24 protein-coding genes and 1 riboswitch are annotated in these 26,739 nt (G+C 71.6%); of the genes, 11 read left to right on the forward strand and 13 right to left on the reverse strand.

Features of this window, described 5'->3' with window-relative positions:
* Positions 1–248: 248 nt before the first annotated feature.
* Together JK363_RS26685 and JK363_RS26690 are read right to left on the reverse strand one after the other, a co-directional pair.
* Entirely contained in the window at positions 249–575 is a 327-nt protein-coding gene (locus JK363_RS26685; protein WP_201877876.1) for an antibiotic biosynthesis monooxygenase family protein, read from the reverse strand.
* A 16-nt stretch (positions 576–591) separates the two neighbouring features.
* The gene (locus tag JK363_RS26690; RefSeq protein WP_201877877.1) at positions 592–1,002 is read right to left on the reverse strand and encodes a DUF2000 domain-containing protein; all 411 of its coding nucleotides are present in this window, start codon (positions 1,000–1,002) and stop codon (positions 592–594) included.
* 240 nt (positions 1,003–1,242) lie between these two features.
* Here JK363_RS26690 and JK363_RS26695 point away from each other — a divergent pair, with 240 nt between their 5' ends.
* From JK363_RS26695 to JK363_RS26705, 3 genes are all read left to right on the forward strand, one after another.
* Complete coding sequence (locus JK363_RS26695; protein ID WP_201877909.1) at positions 1,243–2,034, forward strand: AraC family transcriptional regulator; 792 nt, start codon at positions 1,243–1,245, stop codon at positions 2,032–2,034.
* Between the two features lie 336 nt (positions 2,035–2,370).
* Positions 2,371–4,452, forward strand: a complete 2,082-nt coding sequence (locus JK363_RS26700; protein WP_201877910.1) for a bifunctional glycosyltransferase 87/phosphatase PAP2 family protein — start codon at positions 2,371–2,373, stop codon at positions 4,450–4,452.
* Positions 4,453–4,551: 99 nt separating this feature from the next.
* Positions 4,552–5,187 (forward strand): superoxide dismutase family protein, encoded by a 636-nt coding sequence (locus JK363_RS26705; RefSeq protein ID WP_201877878.1) that lies wholly within the window; start codon positions 4,552–4,554, stop codon positions 5,185–5,187.
* A gap of 121 nt (positions 5,188–5,308) precedes the next feature.
* On the opposite strand, the gene JK363_RS26710 is transcribed toward JK363_RS26705, so the two are convergent.
* Complete coding sequence (locus tag JK363_RS26710; RefSeq protein WP_201877879.1) at positions 5,309–7,150, reverse strand: sensor histidine kinase; 1,842 nt, start codon at positions 7,148–7,150, stop codon at positions 5,309–5,311.
* A complete protein-coding gene (locus JK363_RS26715; RefSeq protein ID WP_201877880.1) occupies positions 7,143–7,898 on the reverse strand; it encodes a response regulator transcription factor in 756 nt (251 codons plus the stop codon). Before JK363_RS26715 ends, JK363_RS26710 begins: the two co-directional genes overlap by 8 nt.
* Positions 7,899–8,011: 113 nt before the next feature.
* Between JK363_RS26715 and JK363_RS26720 the strand changes: the two genes are divergently transcribed.
* From JK363_RS26720 to JK363_RS26735, 4 genes are all read left to right on the forward strand, one after another.
* On the forward strand, positions 8,012–8,713 hold the full coding sequence (locus JK363_RS26720; protein WP_201877881.1) for a hypothetical protein: 702 nt from the start codon (positions 8,012–8,014) through the stop codon (positions 8,711–8,713).
* Between the two features lie 55 nt (positions 8,714–8,768).
* Entirely contained in the window at positions 8,769–9,863 is a 1,095-nt protein-coding gene (locus JK363_RS26725; RefSeq protein WP_201877882.1) for an efflux RND transporter periplasmic adaptor subunit, read from the forward strand.
* Positions 9,860–10,582 (forward strand): ABC transporter ATP-binding protein, encoded by a 723-nt coding sequence (locus JK363_RS26730; protein WP_201877883.1) that lies wholly within the window; start codon positions 9,860–9,862, stop codon positions 10,580–10,582. The genes JK363_RS26725 and JK363_RS26730 overlap by 4 nt, the downstream gene beginning before the upstream one ends.
* A gap of 152 nt (positions 10,583–10,734) precedes the next feature.
* Entirely contained in the window at positions 10,735–11,919 is a 1,185-nt protein-coding gene (locus JK363_RS26735) for an ABC transporter permease (RefSeq protein WP_201877911.1), read from the forward strand.
* Positions 11,920–12,033: 114 nt separating this feature from the next.
* Here the strand turns inward: JK363_RS26735 and JK363_RS26740 are convergent, their stop codons facing one another.
* On the reverse strand, positions 12,034–13,266 hold the full coding sequence (locus tag JK363_RS26740; protein ID WP_201877884.1) for a cytochrome P450: 1,233 nt from the start codon (positions 13,264–13,266) through the stop codon (positions 12,034–12,036).
* Between the two features lie 274 nt (positions 13,267–13,540).
* Here JK363_RS26740 and JK363_RS26745 point away from each other — a divergent pair, with 274 nt between their 5' ends.
* On the forward strand, positions 13,541–14,710 hold the full coding sequence (locus JK363_RS26745) for a steroid 3-ketoacyl-CoA thiolase (protein WP_201877885.1): 1,170 nt from the start codon (positions 13,541–13,543) through the stop codon (positions 14,708–14,710).
* A gap of 156 nt (positions 14,711–14,866) precedes the next feature.
* A complete protein-coding gene (locus JK363_RS26750; RefSeq protein ID WP_201877886.1) occupies positions 14,867–15,445 on the forward strand; it encodes a hypothetical protein in 579 nt (192 codons plus the stop codon).
* Between the two features lie 73 nt (positions 15,446–15,518).
* Here JK363_RS26750 and JK363_RS26755 read toward each other — a convergent pair whose 3' ends face one another.
* The 6 genes from JK363_RS26755 to JK363_RS26780 all read right to left on the reverse strand — a co-directional run bounded on the left by JK363_RS26755 (position 15,519) and on the right by JK363_RS26780 (position 23,009).
* Entirely contained in the window at positions 15,519–16,361 is an 843-nt protein-coding gene (locus JK363_RS26755; protein ID WP_236076118.1) for an ECF transporter S component, read from the reverse strand.
* Positions 16,358–17,998: an ABC transporter ATP-binding protein gene (locus tag JK363_RS26760; RefSeq protein WP_201877887.1), complete on the reverse strand. Its 1,641-nt coding sequence runs from the start codon at positions 17,996–17,998 to the stop codon at positions 16,358–16,360. Before JK363_RS26760 ends, JK363_RS26755 begins: the two co-directional genes overlap by 4 nt.
* Positions 17,998–19,290, reverse strand: coding sequence for an energy-coupling factor transporter transmembrane component T (locus tag JK363_RS26765; RefSeq protein WP_236076119.1), 1,293 nt, complete (start codon positions 19,288–19,290; stop codon positions 17,998–18,000). The genes JK363_RS26760 and JK363_RS26765 overlap by 1 nt, the downstream gene beginning before the upstream one ends.
* A complete protein-coding gene (locus JK363_RS26770) occupies positions 19,287–19,946 on the reverse strand; it encodes an SCO2322 family protein (RefSeq protein WP_201877913.1) in 660 nt (219 codons plus the stop codon). Before JK363_RS26770 ends, JK363_RS26765 begins: the two co-directional genes overlap by 4 nt.
* Positions 19,947–20,284: 338 nt before the next feature.
* Positions 20,285–21,544: an SCO2321 family membrane protein gene (locus JK363_RS26775; protein WP_201877888.1), complete on the reverse strand. Its 1,260-nt coding sequence runs from the start codon at positions 21,542–21,544 to the stop codon at positions 20,285–20,287.
* A gap of 169 nt (positions 21,545–21,713) precedes the next feature.
* Positions 21,714–21,844, reverse strand: a riboswitch (cobalamin riboswitch).
* Between the two features lie 112 nt (positions 21,845–21,956).
* Positions 21,957–23,009 (reverse strand): Strvi_7410 family MBL fold metallo-hydrolase, encoded by a 1,053-nt coding sequence (locus tag JK363_RS26780; RefSeq protein WP_201877889.1) that lies wholly within the window; start codon positions 23,007–23,009, stop codon positions 21,957–21,959.
* 105 nt (positions 23,010–23,114) lie between these two features.
* On the opposite strand from JK363_RS26780, the gene JK363_RS26785 reads away from it, so the two are divergent.
* Both JK363_RS26785 and JK363_RS26790 read left to right on the forward strand, forming a co-directional pair.
* On the forward strand, positions 23,115–24,581 hold the full coding sequence (locus JK363_RS26785) for an aldehyde dehydrogenase (protein WP_201877890.1): 1,467 nt from the start codon (positions 23,115–23,117) through the stop codon (positions 24,579–24,581).
* Complete coding sequence (locus JK363_RS26790; RefSeq protein ID WP_201877891.1) at positions 24,581–24,814, forward strand: ferredoxin; 234 nt, start codon at positions 24,581–24,583, stop codon at positions 24,812–24,814. Before JK363_RS26785 ends, JK363_RS26790 begins: the two co-directional genes overlap by 1 nt.
* Before the next feature lie 59 nt (positions 24,815–24,873).
* Here the strand turns inward: JK363_RS26790 and JK363_RS26795 are convergent, their stop codons facing one another.
* Positions 24,874–25,494, reverse strand: coding sequence for a response regulator transcription factor (locus JK363_RS26795; RefSeq protein ID WP_201877892.1), 621 nt, complete (start codon positions 25,492–25,494; stop codon positions 24,874–24,876).
* Between the two features lie 260 nt (positions 25,495–25,754).
* The gene (locus JK363_RS26800) at positions 25,755–26,369 is read right to left on the reverse strand and encodes a TetR family transcriptional regulator (RefSeq protein ID WP_201877893.1); all 615 of its coding nucleotides are present in this window, start codon (positions 26,367–26,369) and stop codon (positions 25,755–25,757) included.
* Between the last annotated feature and the right edge of the window lie 370 nt (positions 26,370–26,739).

Here is a 26,739-nt window from a genome sequence, read left to right on the forward strand (position 1 = left end):
GGGTGCGCAGACAGGCCGAGGTCGTGCCGGGACAAGGCTGCCGCGCGGTCGACGGCCGGGTGGGTCAGGCCCCGCAGTCCCTCGTCGGTGAGGACGACGATGGTCGCGTCGGCCGGCAACTGGACATTGTGGGCGCCGTCCCGCGGCATGCCGCTTGGACGACGCCCGTCTCGGCCACGCTGCCCGCTCACCGCACCGTGGGCCCCGCGGTGTTGTCGGACGACTGCGGGGCCGGGGGCGCGGGGCGGTCAGCCCTGCTTGGGGGACGCCTGCTGGACGACCTCGAAGGACCACAGCGTGGACCCGGACGCGGCGGGCTTCTGCTGCGGGGCGTCCTCGCCGCCGCGCTGGTGGGCCGCCTTCATCGGGCCCTCCATCCACGCCTGGAAGTCCTCCTCGCTGCGCCAGCGGGTGTAGACGAGGTACTCGTCGGTCCCCTCGACCGGGCGCAGCAGCTCGAACCACTCGAAGCCGTCGGAGTTCTCCACGGTCCCGGCGCGCGAGGCGAAGCGCTTCTCCAGCACCTCGCGCTGTTCCTCGGGCACGGTCAGCACATTGATCTTGACTACGCTCATGGGGTCATCCTGCCACTCAGCCGTGCAGCTTCAGCGCCTTGGTCACCTTGTCCACCGCATTGCGCGGTCCGTACACCGCGAGCCCCACCAGGCGGAGGTCGTCGGCCGCGACCGCCCGGACCGTGGCGCGGTTGTCGTCCTCGTTGTCGGTGGTGAACAGTTCCTCGGTGTAGAGGGCGGTGGTCAGGCCGCGGGAGAGGGCGCGGGTGTGGGTGCGGGTGAGGGCGGGGGAGTCGGCGGCGTAGACGACGACGGGCTCGCGGAACATCGGGAGGTAGGTGTTGCCCGAGGCGTCCTCGTACGCCTTGCCGACCATCTCGTCCGTGGCGTGGGCGAGCCCGCTGGAGAGGAAGGCGGTCACATTGAGCTTCTGCCAGTCGGCCAGATCGTCCCGGACGATGACCGCGATCTTGGTGTCGAAACGCATGGGAAGACCTTCCCCCGCGGCCCGCGGCGCGGTCTTGAACGCTGGTGCGGGGACGCGGGACCGGGACGCGGGACCGGGACGCGGGGCTGGGACGCGGGGCCGGGACGCGGGGACGCACCGTCGCACAGACGCGGGGCGGCACCGTTGCACAATGGAGCGGTGAACCCAGGTGGCGAGCGGGACAAGGGCCCCGGCGACTGGGCCCGCTACTGGCGCGACCCCGACCGGCCCGTCGAAGCCATGCACGCGCACTTCTTCAGCCACCGTTTCCATCCGCACAGCCATGACGCGTACTCCTTCGGCGTGACCGAGATCGGCGCCCAGCGCTTCCGCTGCCGGGGCGCGCTGCGCACCAGCGGGGCGGGGCTGGTGATGGGCTTCAACCCGGACGATCCGCATGACGGGGAGGCCGCCGGGGAACTCGGCTACAAGTACCGGATTGTGCATATTGGTCCGGATGTAGTGAGAGATGTCCTGTCCGATGTGGGGAAGGTCGACCACAGCCGGGTGGCGCTGCCGCTCTTCGCCGAGCCCGTCCTGTCCGATCCGGTCCTCGGCCACGCCCTCCTGCGGCTGCACACCGCCCTCGTCGGCGGCGCGGGCCCGCTGGTGCGCGACGAGCGGTTGACGGCCGCCGTCGGCGCGATGGTGCGGCGCACCGCCACCCGGCCGGTACGCGCCCGTACGCTCCCGGCCGGCGGCGCACAGGCGCGGGCCGCGCGGCGCGCCCGGGCGGTGCTGGAGGAGGAGTACGCGCTGGAGATCCCGGCCGCCCGGCTCGCGGAGGCGGCCGGATGCAGCCGGTTCGCGCTCTACCGGGCCTTCCGCGCCGAATACGGCATGGCCCCCAGCGACTTCCAGCGTCAGCTTCGGCTGCGCCGTGCCCGTGGACTGCTGATGGCGGGGCGCAGCGCGGCACAGGCCGCGGCCGAGGCGGGGTTCGCCGACCAGAGCCACTTCCACCGCTGGTTCGTGCGCTGCTTCGGGGTCACTCCGGGGGCGTTCCAGCGGGCCGTGGGCCCGGCCTCTTGACCGGGCGTCAGCCCGACTCCCGGCGCCAACCCCGGGTCCGATTCGCGGTGGAACCCGCCCCCCTGATGAAATTGACCCGGACCGTGCGGACTCACCTCCGAGCGGACGCAGCCCGTCAAAGCCTGACATCTTCGGGACAACCGGGAACGACAGTCAGGTGACGAGGGGGTGTTCCGCGTCTGAGGAGTTGGCTCAGTAGGGTCGTAGCCGGACCGATACAGAGGGCGAGTGGGGGAGCGGCAGGGCGTGGCGAACGTTGAGCGGAGCGGTCTGGAGACAACCCCCGGCTCGGGGCCGAGACCCGGCGCGGTCGGGGCGCGGACGTCACGGACCCGAATGGTCCTGGGCGCCCTGTGGTTACTGGCCTTCGTGCTGGCAGCCCGTCAGGCCGCGGCGGTGCTGCGGCTGCCACCGGACGAGCGGCTGACCGACCTCGAGACATGGATCGGCGACGAGGGCGTTCTGCATGTGAGCGGATCGCTCTACGACGGGGACGCGTTCACCGGCACCCCCTTCTCCGGGCTGGTGCTCAAGCCGCTGACCCGCGCCGCCGAGCAGAGCCTGGGGGTCGCCTGGACCTTCGGCACGCTGCTGCTGGTCGTGGCCCTCGGCCTGGTCGCCGCCCGCGCCCTGCCCGGTCCGGTCTCCCGGCGCACCTCGCTGCTCGCCGCGCCGCTCGGCATCTGCCTGTTGGTGCTCTCGCTTCCGGTGCGCAACACCTTCACCCTCGGCCAGACCAGCATCATCCCGGTGCTGCTGGTCGTCCTCACCGTGCTGCCCAGGACCTCCGGACGGCAGGCGGGTGTGCTCATCGGGGTGGCGGCGGCGCTCCAGCCCGCGCTGCTGCTGTTCGCCGTCGTGATGTGGCTCGTCGGACGGCGCCGCGCGGCCGCGCTCGCGGGCGCGACGTTCGCCGTCTGCACCGCACTGGCCTGGGCCCTGATGCCGCGTGACTCCTGGACGTACTGGGTGCACCACATCGGCGGCGCCGGACTCGGCGCACCCGCCGACAGCCTGGCCAACCAGTCCCTGCACGGGCTGCTGCTGCGCATCGGCTTCGAGGGCCCGGCCGAACTGGCGCTGCTCGCGCTGCTGGCCGTGACGGTGGCGGTGGTCGGTCTGCGGCGCGCGGTGCGCTACGCACGGGACGGCCAGCTGCTGCTGGCCACCGCGATCACCGGCTGTGTGGCGCTGGCGGTCTCGCCCACCTCCTGGCAGTACCAGCAGCTGTGGATCCTGCCGGCGGTGGTCGGCCGGGTCGGCAAGCGCGCCTCGGACCGGCTGGTGTGGCCGGTGCTGGTGGTGCTGGTGATGTCGCTCGACCGTACCGCGCTGCTGCCCGACATCGATGTCTTGGGGCATATCGGCTATAATGCCCCGCTTCTGGCCGCGCTCGCCGCCACCTGCGTGGTGCCGTTCCTCTCCCGCACCTCGCCGCGCTGGGACGACCCCGAGCCGACGCCGGTCGCCGAACCGGCCAAGAGCCGCTTTGCCTGGGTGCCGCTGCTGCGCGTCCTCAAGCGGCCGCTGTCCCGCCCGAACCTGATGCTCGAGCTGATGCTGATCCGCGTCGGCTACTTCGCGTACTCGTGGATCCGCGGCCACGCGCCCGGTGAGCGCAGTGTGGCCGAGGGCCACGGACATCAGGTCCTTACCGTCGAGGGCTGGCTGCACATCGACATCGAGCACTGGTTCAACGCGATCGTGGCGGACACGGCGTGGCTGAAGGGCAGCATGAACTGGTACTACAGCACCTTCCACTTCCTGATCCCGCTGTCGCTGCTGGGCTGGCTGTATGTGCGCCGTCCGGCCACCTACCGGTGGGCCCGTACCCCGCTGGCCATCGCCACGATGCTCGCGCTGGTCGGCTTCTGGCTCTATCCGCTCGCCCCGCCGCGGCTGATGGACCTGGGCTTTGTGGACACCGCGCACGGTCCACAGGATCTGGAGAACCCGGACTTCGGCGCGCTGACCAAGCTGTCCAACCAGTACGCGGCCATGCCCTCGCTGCATGTGGGGTGGTCGCTGTGGTGCGGGGTGGTCATCGCGATCGTGGCGCCGTACGTCTGGGCGAAGGTGCTCGGGATGCTGTACCCGCTGCTGACGACCGCCGTGATCGTCGGCACCGCGAACCACTACGTCCTGGACGCGGTCGGCGGCGCGGCCGTCGTGTCGGCCGGGTTCGGGCTCCAGTATCTGCTGCTCGGGGTGGGCAAGCGCCCGCACGAGGAGGCGCCACCGCTGTCGGCGACGATGGGCGCCGCGGTCGCCCGGGCCCGTGGGCTGGTACCGGGGCTGGTGCCGCGGCGCGGCGGACAGCACGACGATGCCGGGCCCGTCGAGGAGGCCCAGTCCGCCGCGGATGAGCCCCCAAAGGGGGGTGATCCTCGCGTTGAGCTGCATGACCAGCGGGTCTAGCGTGGTGAAAAGGGGGCGGAAGGGCGCGAAAACGCGTTGAACGGGGGGATCCGGGAACCGAGACGGGGAGCGGGGACCCCGACCGAGGAGGGATCAAGGATGTTGCTGGTGAAGGCCGTAACCGCGGCGGTCGCGATCGGCGCCTCGATGGCCATCGCGACACCCGCGGTCGCCGCGCCGCCCCACCCCTTCGTCTTCGTCCACGACAAGTTCCAGCCTGCGGCAGAGGCGGAGAGCGCCGGTGCGGTGACCTACGACAAGTCGCTGGTGCCGACGTCCGCGAGCGTGTTCATCGCGGAGGCGCGGGTGGGCGGCAAGGGCATGAAATACCACGACGGTGCGGATGGCCACGACCGCGGCTACCACATGAGGCACAAGGGAACGTTCGTGTTCATCAGCCTGCGCGGCCTCGCGCCCGACTACCGCTTCGGGATCCATGTCCATACGAAGCCGTGTGGCACCAAGCCCGACTCGTCGGGCCCGCACTACCAGAACAAGCAGGACCCCACGCAGCCCTCGACCAATCCCACGTATGCCAACCCGCGCAACGAGGTGTGGCTCGACCTCACCACCAACAGGGCCGGCAAGGGCTGGTCCAAGTCGTGGGTGAAGTGGCACTTCCGGTCCGGTGAGGCGCGCTCCGTGGTGATCCACGAGCATGCCACCAGTACGCACCAGGGGAAGGCCGGGATGGCCGGGGACCGGGTGGCCTGTGTGAACGTGCCGTTCAAGTAGCCCCAGCGCCGACCACTGTGCGTGGGCCACCCGCCATGCGCAGGCCACCCGCCGCCGGCCGACGGGCTGAGGGGCAGTTCGCTTCGCCGTCGGGCCAGAGCGTGTCCGACTCGTCGAACGCTCAGTTACCCCTGCCGTGGCGGGGCAGGCGGAGTGTGAACGTCGACCCGACGTTCGGCACGCTGACCGCGCTGATCGTTCCCTTGTGGGCTTCGGCCAGGCGGCGCACGATGGCCAGTCCGAGGCCGCTGCCGCCGCTCTGTCTGCTGCGGGATTTCTCCGCGCGCCAGAACCGGTCGAAGACGTGTGGCAACTCGTCGGCGGAAAGGCCGGACCCGGTGTCCGCGACGTCGATCACGACGGTCTCGTACTCGACGCGGGAGCTGAGGACGACGGATCCTCCCGCAGGTGTGTGGCGTATCGCGTTCGAGACGAGGTTGCCGATCATCTGCCGCAGCCGTACGGGATCGGCCATGACCGGGACGGGTCCGTTGTCGGTGACGCTGACGGTGACGCATGCTGCCGTGGCTGTGGCCTGGTTGGCCATGACGATGGCCGACAGCAGTTCTGTGACGTGGACGGGCTCCAGGGCCAGACGCAGCTCGCCGGCCTCGGCGGCTGACAGGTCCCGCAGATCGTCGATGATGTGCTGCAGCTGGAGCGCTTGTCCCAGCAGGGAGGTCACCAGGCCGGGGTCGGCACGCGCGAGGCCGTCCTCCACCGCCTCCAGCCAGCCTCGGATGTTGCTCACCGGGGTGCGCAGTTCATGGGCGATGTCGTTGGTCATGTCCCGGCGCGCCGATTCCAGCTGTTCGCGGCGTTCCGACATCGCGTTGAAGGCGGCCGACAGCCTCGCGATCTCGTCGCCTCCCCGTACCGGCACGCGGGTGGACACCTCCCCGGCCTCCATGTGCATGGCCGCTGTGGTCAGTGTTCTGAGCGGTTTCACCAGGCGGATGCCCGCCAGCGTGGTGACGGTCACCGTCAGCACGAGCACGGCCGCGGCCCAGCCGGCGATACGGAGCCTGTTGGCGGGGGAGACATCGAAGAAGGTCGTCGCCGTACGCCCGGGGCTGCTGACGTACATCAGCGCGGCGGGTGCCACGTACGGTGCCAGTTGCTGACTGCGGCTGGTCGTCAGGCATGAGGAGACGGTCGAGGACGGGAGCGCGTGGCGGGTCTGTGGTTCCCAGCTGCCGTCGAGGTGCACGGTCACCGCGTCCGCATGCCGGCGGGCCAGGCAGGCGTTGACGAGTGCGGTGAGCGATGCCAGGGCTTTTGCTTCCGGCGGTGTGGGGTCGGTGAGCACGGTCGTGACGCAGCCTGAGTTGCCGAGGGCGAGCGTACCGCCAGGGCCGGCCACCACCACTTTCGGGCGTCCGCCGGGTGTCATCTGCACGTGTGCCTGGACATCGCCGCGATCGCGCAGGCACAGCACCACCCGGTTCGCGATGATCTTGAGTCTTTCGCTGTCTTCTTCGGGCAGTTGGAACGGGCCCACGGCCCGGGAGTCGATCCGCTGTGTTCCCGAGCCGTCGTCCGTGTCCTTGCTCAGCTCCGGGTCGACGGCCAGGGGGTCGATGACTGCGGTTGCCTTCTGCGGGGGCTGGAAGGGTCCGTGCCGGCCGGCGGCCGAGTCCGCCCAGGGGTGGCCGTCCCTGCCGAGCAGCACGATGCGGTGACCGGTCGACTGTGCCAGGCGGTCCACGGTGGGCCTGATGCCGCTCCAGCTCGGATGAGTCGCGGCGTATCCCAGGAGGGTGTCGTAGATCCGGGCGTCGTCGGCCAGTGCTTGGCCTCGTTCACGGCTGAGAACGACGGCGGTGGTCTTCACCACCGCCCACGCGGTGGCGGTGATCGAGCAGACCGAGACGAGAGCCGACACCGCCAGCAGACGTATCAGCAGACTGCGCCGCAGCGGCACGGCGGAGGTCCGGGCCGCACCCGTACGGAACCTATGCATACGGGTACGTCTGCTGGTCGGGCTGGTTGTCCGCGAGCTTGTAGCCCGCTCCGTACACGGTCACCAGAGGCATGGCGTGCTGGGTGGTGTCCGGTCGCGCGTCCTTGATCTTGCGCCGCAGGTTCATGACGTGGACATCGACGGTTCTGGGGGTGATGAAGGGGTCGGATCCGTGCAGGCGTTCAAGGATCTGCGTCCTGGACAGGACCTGGCCCGGGTGCTCGGCGAGCATCTCCAGGAGGCGGAACTCTCCTGGCGTGCAGCGCATCAGGCGGCCGTACGCCCGCACCTCGTGCCGGGCGCGGTCGACCGTCACCGGCCCGGCGCGCAGCACAGGGGTGTGTGCCTCCCGGCCGGCCGCGGCGCTCGGGCCGCGGTCGCCGCGCCGGAGCAGCGACCGGACGCGCGCCATGAGTTCGCGCGGGCTGAACGGCTTCGTCATGTAGTCGTCGGCGCCCAGGTCCAGGCCGAGGAGAAGGTCGTCCTCCGACGATCTGGCCGTCAGCATGAGCACGGGCAGGTGCGCGAGACGGGGCTCGGCACGTATCACGCGACACACGTCGAGCCCGTCGACCCGCGGCATCATCACATCGAGGACCAGCAGGTCCGGGCGCCGGCCGCGCAGCAGGTCGAGGGCGGAGCGGCCGTCGTGAGCCAGGGTCACCTCGTGGCCCTCGTGCTCCAGGTAACGGCGGACCAGTTCGGCCTGGTCGGCGTTGTCCTCGGCCACCACCACATGTGCACACATGGCGTCAGTTTAGGAACGGCAACGGCCACGTCATGTCCGTGCCGGGGGAGGGGCTACCGGACCACCAACGGTTTCTGACATTTGCCTGACAATGTTGGTGAACGCTGTTCGGCATGCAGAGAAGCGCACCCCTGATCCCCCGCTCCGTCGAGGCGACGGGTCTCCCCCGTACGCCGGAAATCCGCCGCCGGGGCCTTCGCCTCCTGGTCGCCGGCTTGGCTGTGGCCGCCATGATGCCGCTCGCCGCGTGCAGTAGCGGTGGGGGCGTCGAGAGCAGTTCCGACCAGAAGAGCGTGGACACCCTGGCCTCCGGCGCACCGAAGGGCAAGAACACGGCCTCGAAGGGCGGCGCTCACGACTCGGCCGTCGACGCCAAGCGTCCCCAGTTGAGGCTGGACACTTCCCCGGAGGAGTCTCAGCGGCTCGGGGACGCCTACAACGCCTGCCTCCAGGCGCACGGTGTTCCGATGAACACCAAGCGGGCGGCCCTTGCGGGCGCCAAGCAGGCCGCCCCCCTTCAGCGCGAGGCGGACACCCCCAAGTACCGGGGCGCCTACAAAGCCTGCCTGGTCAAGCTGCCGCTCCGGCCTCCGGAGACCCGCCCCGAGACCAACCCGGACTACGCGGACGACTACCGCGCGTACGTCAAGTGTCTCCAGCACAAGGGCATGAAGATCCATCTGGTCCCCGACACGAGTGTCAGCCCGGACGGCCTGGGCTGGACCTTCGACGAGGACACCACAGGCACTCTCCCCGAGTCCAAGATCGACCAGGCCGACCGGGCCTGTTCCCTGGAGGCGTTCGGTGACAAGTAGCCGCTCGCCCAGGATGGGGAAGCGGCCACGGCCGACTGCCCGCACGGTGCGCCAGGTGACAGCGGTGGCGGCGGTGCTCGCGGTCGCCGCGGGCGGGGTGTACGGGACCACAGTGCTGTCGGAACACGGCAAGCGGCGGCAGCCCGGCCCCGCGGCCGCTCCCTCCACCCAGACCACCCGGGTCAAGCGGGCTGATCTGTCCGATACCCAGACCCTGCCCGGCGTCCTCGGCTTCGCGCGGCACATCACGGTGAAGGGAACCGGGAAGGGCATCATCAGCCGACTCCCCGCCTCGGGCTCGGTCGTTGGGCGGGGGAAACCTCTGTACTGGGTCGACGACGAGCCGGTCACGGCGTTCTTCGGCGACACGCCGTTCTTCCGCACGCTGGACAAGGCGGGAACGACCGGGCGGGACGTGACCGTCCTCGTCGAGAATCTACAGGCTCTCGGATACGACATCGGTTCTCGGCCCCGGCAGTCCGCGGAGCCGTCCGCGGGCAGCGGAGCCGGCGGCGTCGGCACCGAACTGACCACCGGAGTACTCGACGCGCTCAAGCGCTGGCAGCACGACACGGGCCGGAAGCCGACCGGCACACTGGACCCGGACCAGGCCGCCGTCCTCTCCGGCCCCTCACGCATCGACACCGTGGTGGCGCATCTGGGCGACCCGGCCGCCGAGGACGTCCTCACCCTCACGTCACAGAAGAAGACGGTCACGGTGAAGGTGGACGCGGGCAGCGCCGACTCCATCCGCAAGGGCGACAAGGTCGGCGTCATCCTTCCCGACACCAAGACCGTCCCCGGCAAGGTCGTGTCCGTCGGCACCACCGTGCAGGGCAGCAAGGACAGCGACGCCGGCGACGCCACCGACACCGCCCCCACCCTTCAGGTGAGCGTCCAGGCGACGCACAGCGACGATGTCGCCAAGATTGACGCGGCGTCCGTACAGGTCGTCTTCACGGCCAAGTCCAGGAAGAACGTCCTGGTCGTTCCGGTGGGCGCGCTCCTCGCCCTGAGCGAAGGCGGTTACGCGTTGCAGCGCCCCGGCGGAAAGCTGGTCGGTGTCACGACGGGCCTCGTCGCCAAGGGGCTCGTGGAGGTCAGCGGTCGGGGCGTCGAGGAAGGCGACGTGGTGGTGACGGCATCATGACCGTCCCGCCGGACCGGGGCCCGACCGTGCTCGCCGTGCGGAACGCCGGCAAGGTGTACGCGGGAGGGGTCACCGCCCTCGACAACGTATCTCTGACCATCCGGGCAGGCGAGTTGCTGGCGATCGTCGGCCGCTCGGGATCCGGGAAATCCACCTTGCTGAACATCATGGGCACCCTCGACAGGCCGACCAGCGGCACGGTGGAGATCGGCGGCCGGGATGTCGCCCGGCTGTCCGACCGGGCACTGTCCGCGCTGCGCGGACGCTGGCTGGGCTTCGTCTTCCAGCACTTCCATCTCACCGACGGCCTCACCGCGCAGGAGAACGTCGCCACCGGACTGCTCTACGCGGGCGTGCCGCGCCGCCGGCGCCTGCCGATGGCTGCCGCCGCCCTGGACCGGGTCGGTCTCGCCCACCGCACCCGCCACCTGCCGTACCAGCTGTCGGGAGGCGAACGCCAGCGGGTGGCCATCGCGCGAGCGCTGGTCAACGAGCCCGCGCTGGTACTCGCCGATGAGCCGACCGGCGCCCTCGACACCGCGAACGGACAGTCCGTGCTCCATCTGCTCACCGAGCTGAACGGCGAAGGCACCACCATCGCCGTCATCACCCATGACCGGGAGATCGCTGAACGCCTGCCGCGCCGGGTCGAGATGCGGGACGGGCGCGTCATCACCGACTCGTACCATGAGGCGCTCACCCTCGGGAGCGGCACGTGACCCGCAGGAAAACCCACCGTGGAGGCAATGGAGACCTCGGGGGCAACGCGGAGCACGATGACACCCGCGAGCTCCGCTTCCCGGCACACCCAGGACACCCGGATCGCTCAGATCGCCCCGCCGGTGACGAGCGCCGCGATCCGGCCCGCCCCGTGCGGCTGGCGCCGTCGGACGTCTTGCGCCTCGGCCTCCTGGGCCTCCGCACCCGCCGCACGAGGGCGGCTCTCTCCGCACTCGGCATCGCGATCGGCATCCTCACCCTCGTCCTGGTCACCGGTATCCCGGCGTCGAGCCAGAGTGCCCTCAACCGGCAACTGGCGGCACTGGGCACGAATCTGCTCCGGGCGCAGCCGCAGCCCAATCAGAAGCCCCCGGTACTGCTGCCTCCGGAGGCGGCGAAAATGGCCGCGCGGATCGGCCCGGTCAGCCGCACCAGTGCCGTCGCCAACACGCACGCCATCGTCCGGCGCTCCGACCGGACCGACCCCGACGACGGACTTGGGCTCACCGTTCTCGCCAGCCAGGACGACCTGCTCCCCACCCTGAACGGCCAGGTGAGATCGGGCCGTTTCCTGAGCCCCTCCACCGATCGGCTGCCCACAGTCGTGCTCGGCCACCAGGCCGCTGCCCGGCTCGGGATTCCCCGGATCGTGCCCGGACAGGAGGCGCCGCAAGTCGTCATCGACCAGACATGGTTCACCGTCATCGGCGTCCTCGACCCCATACCTCTTGCCAAGGACCTCGACCGCTCCGTACTGGTGGGCTGGCAGTCAGCGGAACAGGAGCTCGGCTTCGACGGACACCCCACGGTCGTCTATGTGCGGGCCGACGAAGACGCCATGGAAGCCGTGGCCGACGTCCTTCCCGCGTCCCTGTACCCGCAGCTCCCCGGGCTGGTGCAAGTCAGCCGGCCGTCCGATGCCCTGGCCGCCAAACGCGCGGCGAACAGCACATACTCGGCACTTTTCCTGGGACTTTCCGGGGTGGCGCTGCTGGTCGGCGGCGTCGGAGTCGCCAACACCATGTACATCTCCGTCCTGGAGCGACGCAGCGAAATCGGTCTCCGGCGCGCGCTGGGAGCAGGCCGCGGGCAGATCCGGAGCCAGTTCATGACCGAGTCCGTGATGCTCTCCCTGCTCGGCGGTGTGGCAGGAACGGCGATCGGCATACTGGCCACCGTTGTCTACGCGGTCTATCAGGGCTGGCCACCGGTGATCCCGCTGTCCGCCATCGCCCTGGGCACGGGTGGAGCGACGGCCATCGGTGTCCTGGCCGGGGTATACCCCTCCGTCCGCGCCGCCCGCCTGGCACCGACCGAGGCACTGAACGCGACGTGAGCTTGAGTTCAACCCCGGCTCGGCTGTCCGGTGCTGATCCGTCGGCGGTCCGGAACAGTACGACCAGGAGGCCGCCGAGACCGCGTGGGGCCGCCATGCCCGGCAGGACAGGGCCTAGGCGTAGGCGACCCGCAGCTCCTTGATCCCGTTGAGCCAGGCCGACCGCAGCCGCCGTGGATCGCCGGTGAGCCGGATACCGGGGACGGCATCCGCGATCGCGTTGAAGATCAGCCGGATCTCCAGCTCCGCGAGGCTCCTGCCGAGGCAGAAGTGCGGTCCGCCGCCGCCGAAGCCGAGATGGGGATTGGGGTCGCGGGTGATGTCGAAGACCTCGGGGCGGTCGAACACCTCCGGGTCGTTGTTGGCGGAGGAGTAGAACACACCGACCCGCTGCCCGGCCCGGATCCGCTCACCCCCGAGCTCGGTGTCCCGGGTCGCGGTGCGCTGGAAGGACATCACGGGGGTGGCCCAGCGGACGATCTCGTCCGCGGCGGTGGCCGGGCGTTCGCGGGTGAACAGCTCCCACTGGTCGGGGTGGGTGAGGAAGGCGTGCATCCCGTGGCTGATGGCGTTGCGCGTCGTCTCGTTGCCGGCCACCGCGAGCAGCAGCACGAAGAAGCCGAACTCATCGGACTGGAGATTGCCCTCGTTCTCGGCCGCCACCAGCGTGCTGACGATGTCCTGGGCGGGGCACGCCTTGCGGTCGACGGCCAGGTTCATCGCGTAGGAGATCAGCTCCATGGCCGACTCGGCGCCGATCTCCTCGGTGATGGCGAGCTCCGGATCGTCGTACGCCACCATCTTGTTGGACCAGTCGAAGATCTTGGAGCGGTCCCGCTGGGGGACGCCGATCAGCTCGGCGATGGCCTGGAGCGGCAGTTCACAGGCGATGTCGGTGACAAAGTCCCCGGTGCCGTTCGTCTTCGCCTCCGCCACGATGCGGACGGCGCGGTCGCGCAGGGCGTCCTCCAGTGCGCGGATGGCGCGCGGGGTGAAACCGCGCTGGACGATCTGGCGGACCCGGGTGTGCTCGGGCGGATCCATATTGAGCATGATCATCTTCTGGACGTCGATCTGCTCACGCTGGATGTGCTCGTTGAAGCGGATGATGGCGGTGTTGCGGTGTGAGGAGAAGATCTCCGGCCGGGTGGACACCGCCTTCACATCGGCGTGACGGGTGACGGCCCAGTACCCGTCGTCCTGGAAACCGGCGATGCCGTGCGGCTGCGCGTTCCACCAGACCGGGGCGGTCCGGCGCAGCAGGGCGAGCTCCGGGAGCGGTACCCGATGCTGATGGAGGTCGGGGTCGGTGAGATCGAAGCCCTCGGGGAGCGCTGGACACGACATCGGCCACTCCAGATTCCGGACCTAGCAGGATCTGACGATGCATCAGAAGTGTCCGCAACGTAGTAACGGGTTCTACAAGTGGCAAGAGATATGGCGGTCATTGTTGTGCTAACGGCCCGACTCGGGCTCTGCACAACCCTTGCGCCGCCGGGGCGGGCGTCAGCAGACTGAGAGCGCAACTAGAACACGTACTAGTTGTAGGGGCCGTACGTACGCTACGGGCGCGGGCGCCGCCGGGAGCCCCGCGGAGGCGAGGACGAGGAGAGGACGAGACATGGCCGCGGAACCCGTCATCGTCGAAGCCGTACGCACGCCCATCGGCAAGCGCGGGGGTGCGCTCGCCAACCTCCACCCCGCCTATCTGCTCGGCGAGACCTACCGTGAACTCCTCGCCCGCACCGGTATCCAGCCCGACTGTGTCGAGCAGATCGTCGGCGGCACGGTGACCCACGCGGGGGAGCAGTCGATGAACCCCGCCCGCACCGCCTGGCTGGCGATGGGTCTGCCGTACGAGACCGCGGCGACCACGGTGGACTGTCAGTGCGGCTCCTCGCAGCAAGCGAATCACATGGTGGCCAACATGGTCGCCACCGGGGTCATCGACATCGGCATCGGCTGCGGGGTCGAGGCCATGTCGCGGGTGCCGCTGGGCAGCGGCTCCAAGCACGGTCCGGGCAAACCGTTCCCGGACGAGTGGAACGTCGATCTGCCCAACCAGTTCGAGGCGGCCGAGCGGATCGCCCGCCACCGTGGGCTGACCCGGGAGAGGGTGGACGCGCTCGGCCTTCTCTCGCAGGAGCGGGCGGGCCGGGCATGGGCCGAGGAGCGTTTCAAGCACGAGACGTTCGCCGTGCAGGTGCCCACCACCGAGGAGGAGCAGGCCGCCGGACAGGGGATGTGGCGGCTGGTCGACCGGGACGAGGGGCTGCGCGACACCAGCATGGAGGCGCTGTCCCGGCTGAAGCCCGTCATGCCGACCGCCGTGCACACCGCGGGCAATTCCTCGCAGATCTCCGACGGCGCCTGTGCGGTGATGTGGGCCTCCAAGCGGATGGCGCGCGCCCTCAAGCTCAAGCCGCGCGCCCGGATCGTGGCCCAGGCGCTGGTCGGCGCGAATCCGCACTACCACCTCGACGGTCCGATCGATGCCACCCGGGCGGTGCTGGGCAAGGCCGGGATGTCGCTCAAGGACATCGATGTGGTGGAGATCAACGAGGCGTTCGCCTCCGTGGTGCTGTCCTGGGCGCAGGTCTTCGAACAGGACCTGGAGAAGGTGAACGTCAACGGCGGCGCGATCGCGCTGGGCCACCCGGTGGGCGCCACCGGCGCCCGGCTGATCACCACGGCGCTGCATGAACTCGAGCGCACCGACCGGGAGTTCGCGCTGATCACGATGTGCGCGGGGGGCGGACTGGCGACCGGGACCATCATCCAGCGGCTGTGATGCAACGGTCCTCTTCGGTCCGTCGCCGCTCCGTCCGTACTCCAGTTGTTCTCGACCTTCGATTTGCTGTGATGGGCCCGCCTCGACGGCCCGTCCGATCGCGATGGCGATCGGACGGGCCGTCTCTGCGGACCGAGTCGAAGGGAAACGACACAGATGTCTGCTCGCCGCACGCTCTCCGGTACGTTCCTGGGGCTGGGAGCCCTGCTCCTGGCCTCGGCCGCCGTCGCCCCCGCCGCCCACGCCGCGCCGGTGCCGGTGACGGCCCTCAACTGCGATGGCGACACCTACACCTGTACGGCCAATCTGCGGTTCGGCGACGGGCGGTGGGTCGCCCAGTGGTCCGCGAACATCTTCCACCAGGCGCGGTCGGCGTCGGCCAGATCGGCGACGGCGGTGAAGACCGAGCGGGCGGTGAAGGCCCCCGTGCCGGTCACCAGCCTGAACTGTGACGGTGACACCGGGAAGTGCACGGCCGCTCTTCAGTTCGGTGACGGCCGGTGGGTGGCGCAGTGGTCCGCCAGGATCTTCCACCAGGCGATGGCGAACGCGGCCACCACGTCAGCCACGCCCACCAAGTCCGCCGCTTTCACCAAGTCCGCCGAGGCGGTCCGGGCTCCGGTGCCGGTGACCAGCCTGAACTGCGATGGTGACACCGGGACGTGCACCGCCGGTCTTCAGTTCGGTGACGGCCGCTGGGTGGCCGAGTGGTCGGCCAGGATCTTCCACCAGTAGTCGCGGCGCGGCAGGGATGATCCGGCGGGCGGGCCCGGTGCGTACGACCGGGCCCGCCCGTCCCGTCCCGGCGTCAGCGCTCCTCGAACACGGCCGTCGCGTCGAAGGCCGCCCGGCGGGTGGCCCGGCGCAGCGCCTTGAGGACGGTGCCGCCGAGTACCAGGGTCAGCACCACCGTCACCACGGCGCGCGGCAGATCCCAGCCGAGCGAGGTGGCCAGGCAGTACGCCACGAAGCGGGCCAGGTTCTCGCCGACCGGATCCCCCGGCACATAGCTGATCCCCGAGCCCATGCCCTGCATCAGCGTCCAGCCCTGGAGGTTCATCACCGTGCCGTAGGCCACGGACGCCACCGCCCCGTACGCCGCCAGAAGCAGCAACTCACCGCGTCCGCGCAGCCGGGACGGGCCGGGCAGCAGCCCCGCGCCCATCGACACCCATCCCATCGCCAGCATCTGGAACGGCATCCACGGTCCGACCCCGCCGGTGAGCAGCGCGGACGCGAACATCGACACGGCGCCCAGCACAAACCCGAAACCGGGCCCCAGCACCCGGCCCGACAGCACCATCAGGAAGAACATCGGCTCGATACCGGCGGTGCCCGCGCCCAGCGGACGCAGGGCCGCACCGGCCGCCGCCAGCACCCCGATCATCGCGATGGCCTTCGCGTCCAGTCCGGTGTCGGCGATGGTCGCCACCACCACGGCCAGCAGCAGCGGCAGCAGCGCGGCGAACAGCCAGGGCGCGTCGGCGGCGTGGGTGGTGACACCGGAGTCGCCCGGTGCGAACAGCGGCCATCCGAAGGCCACCACCCCGACCGCGGACACCAGCGCCAGCGCGGCCACCGACCGTGGCCCCAGCCGCACCGGCCGCACCCGCCGCCCGGTCATCGTGTCGACACCGTCCACCGCGCTCATGGCGCCGTCTCCAGCGCCTCGCGCACCTGCGGTACGGTCAGCCACGGCAGCGGCGCCAGGATCTTCGCCACCTGCGGCGCGAAGGCGGGTGAGGAGACCACCACCTCCGCCATCGGCCCGTCCGCCACCACCTCACCCTCGGCCAGGATCACCACCCGGTGGGCGAGTTCGGCCGCCAGCTCCACATCGTGCGTGGCCAGCACCGTGGCATGGCCGTCCGCCGCCAGCTCCCGCACCACCTCCACCAGCCGCGCCTTCGCCGCGTAGTCCAGTCCTCTGGTCGGCTCGTCGAGCAGCAGCAGCGGGGGACGAGCGGTCAGTACGACAGACAGGGCGAGCGCGAGGCGCTGGCCCTCCGACAGATCGCGCGGATGGGTGGTGTCCGCCACGTCCGGCAGCAGCCGCGCGACCAGCGCCCGGCAGGTGCCCGGGGCCACGTCCGCGTCCCGGTCGGCCGCGGCGCACTCGGCGGCCACCGTGTCCGCGTAGAGCAGATCGCGCGGTTCCTGCGGTACGAGGCCGACGTGGCGCAGGAGTTCGGCGGGCCGGGTGCGGTGCGGAACCACCCCGCCGTGCCCGGCTTCCTCCTCGCCGCCGCCCACGCGTACCGATCCGGAAGCGGGCTGGTGCATGCCGACCAGGCTCGCCAGCAGGGTGGACTTGCCCGCGCCATTGCGCCCCATCAGCGCCACCGTCTCACCGGGCCGCACCGACAGGCCGACCCCGCGCAGCGCCTCGACCCGCCCATGGCGTACGGCCAGCCGGGACACCTCGGCCACCGGCGGGCCCGGGGCGGGGTCGGCCACCGCGCGCGGGGCGGCTCCCGTGAGCCGCTCCCGCAGCGGCCCGGCCTTGCGGCGCGCGTCGCGCACCGACAGCGGGACCGGTGACCATCCGGCGAGGCCGCCGAGCGCCACCACAGGCGGCTGGACGGGCGAGACGGGCATGATCTCGGCCGGTTCGCCGACCAGTGGCGCGGCGTCGGGGGAGGGCAGCAGGATCACCTGGTCCGCGTACTGCACCACCCGCTCGAGACGGTGTTCGGCCATCAGGACGGTGGTGCCGAGGTCGTGCACCAGCCGTTGCAGTACGGCCAGCACCTCTTCGGCGGCGGCCGGGTCCAGCGCGGAGGTGGGCTCGTCCAGGACCAGCACCCGGGGGTGGGTGGTGAGCACCGAACCGATGGCGACACGCTGCCGCTGGCCGCCGGAGAGGGCGGCGATGGGACGGTCGCGCAGTTCGGCCAGGCCGAGCAGATCGAGGGTCTCCTCGACCCGGCGCCGCATGGTGTCCGGCGGAACGCCCAGCGACTCCATGCCGTAGGCGAGTTCGTCCTCGACGGTGTCGGTGACGAAGTGGGCCAGCGGATCCTGCCCCACGGTGCCCACCACATCGGCCAGTTCCCGTGGTTTGTGGGTGCGGGTGTCCCGGCCCGCGACGGTGACCCGCCCGCGCAGGGTGCCACCGGTGAAGTGCGGTACCAGTCCGGAGACGGCGCCCAGCAGTGTGGATTTGCCCGATCCGGACGGGCCGACCAGCAGACACAACTCGCCCTCGGGGACGGTCAGATCCACCTCGCGCAGCGCGGGCCGGGCCGCGCCGTCGTAGGTGACGGACACCTGCTCGAAGCGGATCACTATGCCTCCTCGGAATCTGCGTCGGGTCGCCCGTCGGGCCGGGCGTCGTGGGTGTCCCGCTCCATGGCCGGGCGGTCCGCGCGCGGACCGGGCACCCCGCCCGGGGGCTCCGGGAGCCGCTTCCTCCGCGTCACTGCCGCCGGTTCCGGTGCCGATCGCGGGGGCGCCGGGGCGGCGAACGCCGGGAGCAGCCCGAGCAACACCCCCGCCGCGGGCCACAGCGGCAGGGTCGGCGCGGTGAGCGGGACCGCGGGCGGTTGCAGGGCCTGCGGTGCGTACGAGGCCGCCCAGATCATCACCGCCGCGACCGCCGCGCCCGAGCCCGACACCAGCCACGCCCGTACGCCCCACCGGTCCGGCCGGTAGCGGGTGCGCACCGAGCGGCGGCCGCCCAGCCACAGCCCGCCGAGCGCGGCGGCCAGCCCCGCGAGCAGCAACGGCAGCCCGTAGTCCGCGCCTTCGGCCGCCAGCAGCCCGTACGTGCCGCAGGCCACACCCAGCAGCCCGCCCAGGGTCAGGGCCGCGGTGACGCGGCGTACGGCCGGTGGCACCTGCGCGGTACGGCCGTAGCCGCGCGCGTCCATCGCCGCCGCCAGCGCCACCGACCGCTCCAGCGCGCCTTCCAGCACCGGAAGTCCGACCTGGAGCAGGGCGCGGATCCCGTGGTCGGGACGGCCGCGCAGCCGGCGGGCGGCGCGCAGCCGCTGGACGTCGGACACCAGTTGGGGCGCGAAGGTCATCGCCACCACGATCGCCACCCCGGCCTCGTAGAGCGCGCCGGGCAGGGACTTGAGCAGCCGGGCCGGACTGGCCAGCGCGTTCGCCGCGCCGACGCAGATGAGCAGGGTGGCCAGCTTGAGCCCGTCGTACAGCGCGAACACCAGCCCCTCGGCGGTGACCCGGCCCCCGATCCGCACCCCCTGCGCCCAGTCGGGGAGCGGCACTTCGGGGAGGGTGAACAGCACCCGGGCGCCGGGGATCGGCGAGCCCAGGAACACCGCGAAGAACAGCCGGATCGCCAGCACCAGCAGTCCCAGCTTCAGAAACGCGGTGTACGAGCGGGCCCACGGCGCGTCGGTGCGGCGCGCCGCGACCACATAGCCCGCGACCGCGATCAGCAGTCCGAGCAGCAGCGGATTGGTGGTGCGGGACGCGGCCGTGGCCAGCCCCAGCGCCCACAGCCACCAGGCGCCCGCGTGCAGCGCGCCACCGCGGACGGCGGCGGGTGCGCGCAGTGGCGCGATCAGGCGCGTGGCCGGACCGCTGGTCGTGCGCGGGGGTGTGGTGCTCATACGCGGCGGCGTCGCGCCTGCCATACGGCCGCGGCCCCGAGGACAACAACGGCGGCGGCACCACCGATCAGCCCGGCCGACGGACCGCCGTCGCCACTCTTGTCGTCGCCACCGCCTCCGGTGCCGGTGTCCGTGCCACGTGTGCCGATCTTCTCGCCGCAGCCCGAGGACGGGTATCCGGCGATGGCGCACAGCAGCGCGGCGGAGTTGTAGCGCAGCGGTTTGGCGACGGCCGCCAGCGCCTCCCCGGCGGTGGCCCGCTCATCGACCCGGGCGCAGTGGGTACGGGCCTTCTTCGGCGGGGTGTCACCGCGGGGCGCGTCCGCGGCCGTGCCGAAGTCGATGATCACCGCGATCCGCTTGCTGCCGTCCTTGGCCGGGGTGTCCGCGCAGACCGTGTCGAAGTCGGCGGCGCCGCGCGGCTGGACGGCGTTCCGGGAGTCCTCGCTGACGGCGAAGCGGAAGCCGATCGTCTCGCCGTCGCCGGGCCGTGCCACCGAGGGGCCCTGGGTGGCGTACGTCCAGCTCCTCGCGTCCGCCTCGCGCTCCCAGAACGACCAGTAGCGATAGCCCGACCCGGCCTGCGCCGGAGCCGCCCCGACCGCCGCCACCAGCAGCCCGGCCAGCACGGCCACGATGGTGGAGGCCCGGCGCAGAGCGAACGGCCGGGTACGCACCCGGCTGGTGCGGGCGCGCCCGGGACAAGTCCCGGCGTCCCTGGCACCGTCCCGCCCGGCGGGCAGTCGGTCGGCGTGGGCGCCGCCGCGCCAGGAGCTTTCTCCTGCTCCCAGTTGGGCCGTACCGCCCAGTTGGGCCGTACGGGCCACCTCGTCCGCACGCCGCCGGGATGCGCGGCCCGCTCGCGGACGGCGGCCCTTCCCGGTCTGCCCGGCGCGGGCCCGGTCGGTACCGGTGTCCCCGCGCCCGGCGGGCCGCCCGCCGGGCCGGGCGGCCCGGCCACAAACGCACAGGGCCGTGGACGGAACTATCCGCATCAGACCCGCTGCTTCTTCCGGCCGCTGAGCAGGAAGCCGACGCCCATACCGGCCACCGCGCAGATGCCCACGATCCACCAGACGCTGTTGTTGCTGTCGTCCTTGCTCTTGGTGGACGCCTCCGGGCCCGCCGCGGCCTCCGGCTTCGGGCCGGTGGCGTTGAGCTGTTCGACCAGGTCGGCGCCGCCGAAGTCGCGCGGGTCGCCACCGGCGGCGTGGGCCGCCAGCACCAGCTTGGCCAGCGCGCCCGGGTCGCCCTTGGCCCAGGCCACCGCGCCGCCCTCCTTGCTCTGGAGCCAGGCCAGCGGCTTGGCGGTGGCCGCACGGTGGCCGCCCGCGGAGAGCGCCACAACGGCGTCGGCGGTACCGCCGAAGTCGGGCTGGTCCTTGGCGCCGGGCATGGCGGACAGCAGGTGGTCGCCGTGTCCGGCCATGGCCTTCGAGAGATACGTGGCGGCGCCCTCGGCGGCCTGCTCCGGGGTGGTTTCCTCCGCGCCGCCCCCGCAGGCCAGCGGCTTGGGCTTGGTGCCGTCGCCCTTCTTGCCCGCGGTGTCCGGGACGAAGCCGCTGCCCCGTACGGCCAGTGCGGCGCTCGCCGTGGCCAGGTCGTTGGCGGCCGGACCGCCCTTGTCCTTCTGGTACGCGAACGCCCCGCGCTCGTCCGCCTTGGCGTCGCAGCCCAACTGGAGGCCGAGCAGTGCGTCGTACGGGGTCTTGCCGCTCTCCGCGGAGGTGACCTCGGCGGGATCCACGCTGGTGGCGGCGAAGGCGCCGATCGCGGCTGAGGTGGAGTTGGCGTCGCTGGGGCCGCCGGGGTTCATGCCCCAGCCGCCGTCCTCGTTCTGGTTCCGCTTCAGCCAGCCGATGCCCTTCTCGACGGCCTTCGCGCGCCCGCCCACCGCGGCCAGCGCCTGGACGGCAGCGGCGGTGGCATCGCTGAACTCGCCCCTCTTCGGGTCGCACGCCTTCGAGGTGTCGGCCCGGTACGCGGCGAAGCCGCCGTCCGCGCACTGCTGCCCGGCCAGCCAGTCGACCGCCGACTTCGCCGGGGTGACCTCCACCGCGTCCTGCGCGAGCAGTGCGAGCGACTGCCGCCACACCCCGTCGAACTTGGGGTCCTTGGTGCCGTAGAGCCCCTTCGGCAGCGCGGAGCCGGACGCCTTCGGGGAGGGCTTGCCGTCGGCGAGGGCGGCGGGGGCGGCGGCCGCGCACAGGGCGGCGGAGACGGCCAGAGCCGCGACGCTGCGGCGTACGATCATGGCTGTGGTGCCTCTCGGTGAGTGTCGCTGCGACGGGCGACGTGGGGGACGACGGGCATACGCGCGCCGCGCACGGCGGACCCGCCACGCGCGGACACTCCGCGACGTGCCGGCACCGGGCTCAGCCCCGCATACCTCGACGGTGCCGCCGCCGGTGGCCCGGCGGCGGGAGCCTGCGGTGCGTCCGCCAGGTACTCCGGCTGGGTACGGCGTGCGCACCAGGCGGCGCCGTACGGTCACGGTTGCGGGTCAGCGCCGGATTCCCACCGGCTTCCCCCGAGCGGACGCGGATGAAGTTTTCCCGCACACCTTATCCGCCCGGTCGGCCCCCGATTCCCCGGGCTGTCCGGAATCCGTAACTCCGGTGCGATCCGTCCGGGGTGGGCACCCGTCTCCCGAGGGCGGCAGGGACTCAGACGGCCCGGTAGGTCACCGGGTCGGTGCCGGGCACGGGTTCGGCCCGGCCCCGGGTGACCAGGTGCCGGAGGTGGGCCTCGGCCTCGGAGACGGCGATGTTGCGGGAGGCGTAGGGGATCTCGGCCCAGGGGCGGTTCCACTCCATGGCCCGGGCGAGCTGCCAGGGGGTGAGCGGTGTGGTGAGCAGGGCGAGGAGGCCGGTGAGGCGCTGTTCGTGGTGGTGGAGCAGGGCGCGTACCCGGGCCGGGGCACCGGTGAAGGCGTACTGGTGGGCGGGGAGCACCTCGGCCGGGTCGAGGGCGGCGACGCGTTCGAGAGAGCTGAGGTAGTCGCCGAGGGGATCGGTGACGGTGCTGTCGTCGAGGTCCCCGTACAGGCCGATGTGCGGGCTGATCCCGGGCAGCAGATGGTCGCCGGAGAACAGCCGTCCGTGGCCGGTGGCGGCCGCGGGGTGCCGCTCCTCCAGGTGCAGACAGACATGGCCGGGGGTGTGGCCCGGGGTCCAGACGGCGCGCAGCCGGCGGCCGGACAGGTCCAGGAGGGCGCCGGGGGTGATCTCGCGGTCGGGGAGGGCGGCCCGCGCCCCGGGGAAGGTGCCGGTGTGGTCGCGGGCGGTGCGCAGCGGGGCGAGCTGCTCCTCGGGCGCTCCGGCCGCGGCCAGCCTCTCGGTGAGGTAGTCGAACCAGTGGGCGGGTTCGGCCTCACGGGTGCGGCGTACCACCGTGGCGTCGGCGGGGTGCATGGCGATCCAGGCGCCGGACGCCTCGCGCACCCGGGCGGAGAGCCCGTGGTGGTCGGGGTGGTGATGGGTGATGAGGACACCGTGGAGCTCGGTGACGGAGGTGCCGCACGCGGTCAGCCCGGCGGTGAGGGTGTCCCAGGAGGCCGGGTCGTCCCAGCCGGTGTCGATGAGGACCGGGCCGCGGTCGGTGTCCAGGAGATGGACCAGGGTGTGGCCGAGGGGGTTGTCGGGGATGGGCACCGGGATGCTCCAGACCCCACCGCCGTGGTCGGCCACGTGCACCGCTCCGGTCGTCCGCGCCGTCATCCGCGTCCCCCTGTCATCGGCCATTGCCCACTATAACGAGAACTGGTATCAGTTCTGATGCATCGTCAGATCTGGTTCGGATCCGTCCCGCGGGAGGCATCAGCGATGGGCGATCTCATCGAGCACGGACAGCTCTTCATCGGCGGGGCGCCGGTCGATCCGGCGGGCACCGAGACCATCGAGGTCGTCTCGCCGCACACCGAGCGGGTCATCGGACGGGTGCCGCACGCCGCGCGGGCGGATGTGGACCGGGCGGTGGCGGCGGCGCGTACGGCGTTCGACGAGGGGTCGTGGCCCCGGATGAGCCTGGACGAGCGGATCGCCGTGGTCACCCGGATCAAGGACGCCATCGCGGTGCGCCATGAGGAACTGGCGCGCATCATCAGCGCCCAGAACGGCTCCCCGTACTCCTGGAGCGTGCTGGCCCAGGCGCTCGGCGCGATGATGGTGTGGGACTCCGCGATCACCGTGGCGCGCGGCGCCGTCCAGGAGGAGCGGCGGGACGGCTGTCTCGGGCCGCTGCTGGTGCGCCGTGAGCCGGTCGGGGTGGTGGCGGCCGTGGTGCCGTGGAACGTCCCGCAGTTCGTGGCGGCGGCCAAACTGGGCCCGGCGCTGCTCGCGGGGTGCACGGTGATCCTCAAACCCTCGCCGGAAACCCCGCTGGACTCCTATCTCCTGGCGGAGATCATGACCGAGGCGGGGGTGCCCGAGGGGGTGGTCTCCATCCTCCCGGCGGACCGCGAGGTCAGTGAGTACCTGGTCGGGCATCCGGGTGTGGACAAGGTGTCGTTCACCGGATCGGTGGCGGCGGGCAAGCGGGTGATGGAGGTCGCCTCGCGTCATCTGACCCGGGTGACACTGGAGTTGGGCGGCAAGTCGGCGGCGGTGATCCTGCCGGACGCCGATCTGGACGCGGCGGTCGCCGGAATCGTCCCCAACGCCTGGATGAACAACGGTCAGGCGTGTGTGGCCCAGACCCGGATCCTCGCCCCGCGCAGCCACTACGACGAGATCGCCGAACGCCTCACCGCCGCCGCCTCCGCCCTGGTCGTCGGCGACCCCCTGGACCCCGCCACCCAGGTCGGCCCGCTGGTCACCCGGCGGCAGCGGCAGCGGTCGCTGGACTACATCGCGCTCGGACAGCGCGAGGGCGCCAAGGTGCTGACCGGCGGCGGGCGTCCGGAGGACCGGGACACCGGCTGGTACGTGGAACCGACGCTCTTCGGCGACGTCGCCAACACCATGCGGATCGCCCGCGAGGAGATCTTCGGCCCGGTGATCTGTCTGCTGCCGTATCGGGACGAGGAGGAGGCGGCCCGGATCGCCGACGACTCCGACTACGGCCTGTCGGGCAGTGTGTGGACGGCGGACACCGCCCACGGTGTTGCCTTCGCGCGGCGGATCCGCACCGGCACCTACTCCGTCAACACCTTCAGCCTTGACATGCTGGGCCCCTTCGGCGGCTACAAGAACTCCGGTCTGGGACGGGAGTTCGGGCCCGAGGGGTACGCCGCCTACCTGGAGCACAAGATGATCCACCTGCCGCAGGGGTGGGACGGGGAGACGGTCTGATGGGTGACCGCTGGCAGATCGAGGTGGACCGCGGTGTCTGCATCGGCTCCGGGCTGTGCGCGAGCACCGCGCCCGACGGCTTCCGGCTGGACACGGCGCGGCAGTCGCATCCGGTGGCGGAGGAGGCCGACGCGTCCGAGGCGGTGCTCGCGGCGGCCGAGGGCTGCCCGGTCGAGGCGATCGCCATCCGGCTGCGCGACGGCGGTGAACCGGTCTTTCCCCCCGAGGAGTAGGGCACCAGGGGCCCTCGGGCCGGATCCGGCGGGGATCCGGCCCGGTGGTGCGGCCGGAGTCAGACCCAGCCCTCGGCGTGCGAGATGCGGATGGCATCCACGCGGTTGCGTGCCCCGGTCTTCCGGGTGATCGCGGCCAGGTAGTTGCGGATCGTCCCGTTGGACAGATGGAGGGTCCGGGCGATCTCGGCGATCGAGGCGCCGTCGGCGGCGAGCGAGAGCACCCCCAGTTCGCGCTGGGTCAGCGGGATCTCGGCCGCCTGGAGAAAGCCGTAGCCGAGCGAGTCGTCGACGAACCGCTCCTTCCTGGCGACATGCCGGATGCCGTCCAGCAGCCGCTGCGGCGGGGCGTTCATGTCGATGTAGCCGAGCGCCTGCGCCTCATGGGCGCGCCGCAGCGGTCCCGGGCGCCCCGCGCTGGCCAGGACCAGCAGCCCGCAGTCACCGTGCTCGCCGGAGGCGGCGCTCACGATTTTCTTCAACTCCCCTTTGCGGCAAGGCCCGTCGGAACCGGCGAAGTCGGTGTCCACCACACAGACGTGGGGCTGTAACGAGCGCGCTCTGCTACGCGCGTCACGCCAGGAGGACGCGGTCACGTCGATGTCCGGTTCGGCCCGTATCAGGGCCGCCAGCGCGGATCGAAGCAGGCAGGACTCATGCACCAGAAGTACCTGGATCACGGACTTCTCCACCCCCAGTGAAGTTTGCCTTTGATTGCACGCCGTTGTCGCTCTGTCGCGCGCCGTTCATGAATACCGGGATTGCCTGGGTCATGAACGCAGGTTTTGCGCCAACGGGGGGCGCGCGGGCGCATAAACGACCGCCCCGTTGCTTGCGAGGGGCGTGAGGGGAGCATCGTGCGCCCCTGGCGCGCGGTGGCGAATGCCGCACGAGGGTGTGCGGAGGCGCCCGGGGGGCACACTGCGGAGCCGCGCGAGGGTCAGTGCGAGGGGGTGGGTGCCGTGAGGTCGATCAGACGGCACACCGTCTCGATATCGATCTTCACCTGGGCGATCGAGGCACGCCCCGAGAGCCAGGTGATCAGCGCCGAGTGCCAGGTGTGCTCGATGACGCGGACGGCCGAGAGCTGCTCGGGCGTCGGCGGTCCCTCCAGGCCCATCGCATCGAGGATGATCGCGGTGGTGAGCCGGGAGACCGTGTCCACCTCCGGGCTCACCGACCGGTCGGCGAAGGTGAGCGCCCGGACCATGGCGTCCGCCAGGTGGGGTTCGCGCTGAAGCGCCCGGAAGGCGCGCATCAGGGTCTGGGCCACCCGGGCGGCCGGGTCCTCGTCCGTCGGCGGACGCTTGCGGAGCGCCTCGTGCATGTGCTGGAGCTGGTCCTGCATGGTCGCGACCAGCAGATGGACCTTGGAGGGGAAGTAGCGGTAGAGGGTGCCGAGCGCGACGCTGGAGTTCTCGGCCACCTCGCGCATCTGGACCGCGTCGAAGCCGCCGCGGCTGGCCAACCGGGCGCTGGCGTGCAGGATGCGGCGACGGCGCGCCTCCTGCCGCTCGGTCAGCTGCAAGGGGGCCGGCTTGACTTCTGCGGTCATAAGTCCCACTTCGGGTGTGTTGCGTCTGCGGGTCGTGGCCAGGTGGACGTGTGCATGATGGCAGGCTCGACCCGGGGGTGCGAGCCACCGGAACCATCAGTGAAACTCGTTCTAGGCTAGCGCGGTAAGCGCCCACCGTACCGGCGTCTGCGCAGTTGAGGCAGGTTGCTGCCGCCGGGCGGCGCTCGGTGTCGGCCGCCCGGCGCGCAGATCGCGTCCTGCGCCTGCGGGTTGGTCCATAGGTCCGGTCGCCACGCGCGGACCGCTCCCAGGAGAAGGAGAGTTTGTCCTGCTCGCGCCGATATCGCCCGGCGCGCCGCGCGGGTGGCTCGTACCCTCGGTTACCGAGTGGTAGGAATCACCTGTTCCG

It is taken from the genome of Streptomyces coffeae (assembly GCF_016741875.1).
In the GTDB taxonomy this organism is placed as follows: Bacteria; Actinomycetota; Actinomycetes; order Streptomycetales; family Streptomycetaceae; genus Streptomyces; species Streptomyces coffeae.

What these genes read in the sequence shown, in the direction of transcription:
- JK363_RS26685 (WP_201877876.1), bottom strand. Translation starts at nt 575, where the DNA reads ATGAGCGTAGTCAAGATCAATGTGCTGACCGTGCCCGAGGAACAGCGC.
- JK363_RS26690 (WP_201877877.1), bottom strand. Translation starts at nt 1,002, where the DNA reads ATGCGTTTCGACACCAAGATCGCGGTCATCGTCCGGGACGATCTGGCC.
- JK363_RS26695 (WP_201877909.1), top strand. Translation starts at nt 1,243, where the DNA reads ATGCACGCGCACTTCTTCAGCCACCGTTTCCATCCGCACAGCCATGAC.
- JK363_RS26700 (WP_201877910.1), top strand. Translation starts at nt 2,371, where the DNA reads ATGGTCCTGGGCGCCCTGTGGTTACTGGCCTTCGTGCTGGCAGCCCGT.
- JK363_RS26705 (WP_201877878.1), top strand. Translation starts at nt 4,552, where the DNA reads ATGTTGCTGGTGAAGGCCGTAACCGCGGCGGTCGCGATCGGCGCCTCG.
- JK363_RS26710 (WP_201877879.1), bottom strand. Translation starts at nt 7,150, where the DNA reads ATGCATAGGTTCCGTACGGGTGCGGCCCGGACCTCCGCCGTGCCGCTG.
- JK363_RS26715 (WP_201877880.1), bottom strand. Translation starts at nt 7,898, where the DNA reads ATGTGTGCACATGTGGTGGTGGCCGAGGACAACGCCGACCAGGCCGAA.
- JK363_RS26720 (WP_201877881.1), top strand. Translation starts at nt 8,012, where the DNA reads ATGCAGAGAAGCGCACCCCTGATCCCCCGCTCCGTCGAGGCGACGGGT.
- JK363_RS26730 (WP_201877883.1), top strand. Translation starts at nt 9,860, where the DNA reads ATGACCGTCCCGCCGGACCGGGGCCCGACCGTGCTCGCCGTGCGGAAC.
- JK363_RS26740 (WP_201877884.1), bottom strand. Translation starts at nt 13,266, where the DNA reads ATGTCGTGTCCAGCGCTCCCCGAGGGCTTCGATCTCACCGACCCCGAC.
- JK363_RS26745 (WP_201877885.1), top strand. Translation starts at nt 13,541, where the DNA reads ATGGCCGCGGAACCCGTCATCGTCGAAGCCGTACGCACGCCCATCGGC.
- JK363_RS26750 (WP_201877886.1), top strand. Translation starts at nt 14,867, where the DNA reads ATGTCTGCTCGCCGCACGCTCTCCGGTACGTTCCTGGGGCTGGGAGCC.
- JK363_RS26755 (WP_236076118.1), bottom strand. Translation starts at nt 16,361, where the DNA reads ATGAGCGCGGTGGACGGTGTCGACACGATGACCGGGCGGCGGGTGCGG.
- JK363_RS26765 (WP_236076119.1), bottom strand. Translation starts at nt 19,290, where the DNA reads ATGAGCACCACACCCCCGCGCACGACCAGCGGTCCGGCCACGCGCCTG.
- JK363_RS26775 (WP_201877888.1), bottom strand. Translation starts at nt 21,544, where the DNA reads ATGATCGTACGCCGCAGCGTCGCGGCTCTGGCCGTCTCCGCCGCCCTG.
- JK363_RS26780 (WP_201877889.1), bottom strand. Translation starts at nt 23,009, where the DNA reads ATGACGGCGCGGACGACCGGAGCGGTGCACGTGGCCGACCACGGCGGT.
- JK363_RS26785 (WP_201877890.1), top strand. Translation starts at nt 23,115, where the DNA reads ATGGGCGATCTCATCGAGCACGGACAGCTCTTCATCGGCGGGGCGCCG.
- JK363_RS26790 (WP_201877891.1), top strand. Translation starts at nt 24,581, where the DNA reads ATGGGTGACCGCTGGCAGATCGAGGTGGACCGCGGTGTCTGCATCGGC.
- JK363_RS26800 (WP_201877893.1), bottom strand. Translation starts at nt 26,369, where the DNA reads ATGACCGCAGAAGTCAAGCCGGCCCCCTTGCAGCTGACCGAGCGGCAG.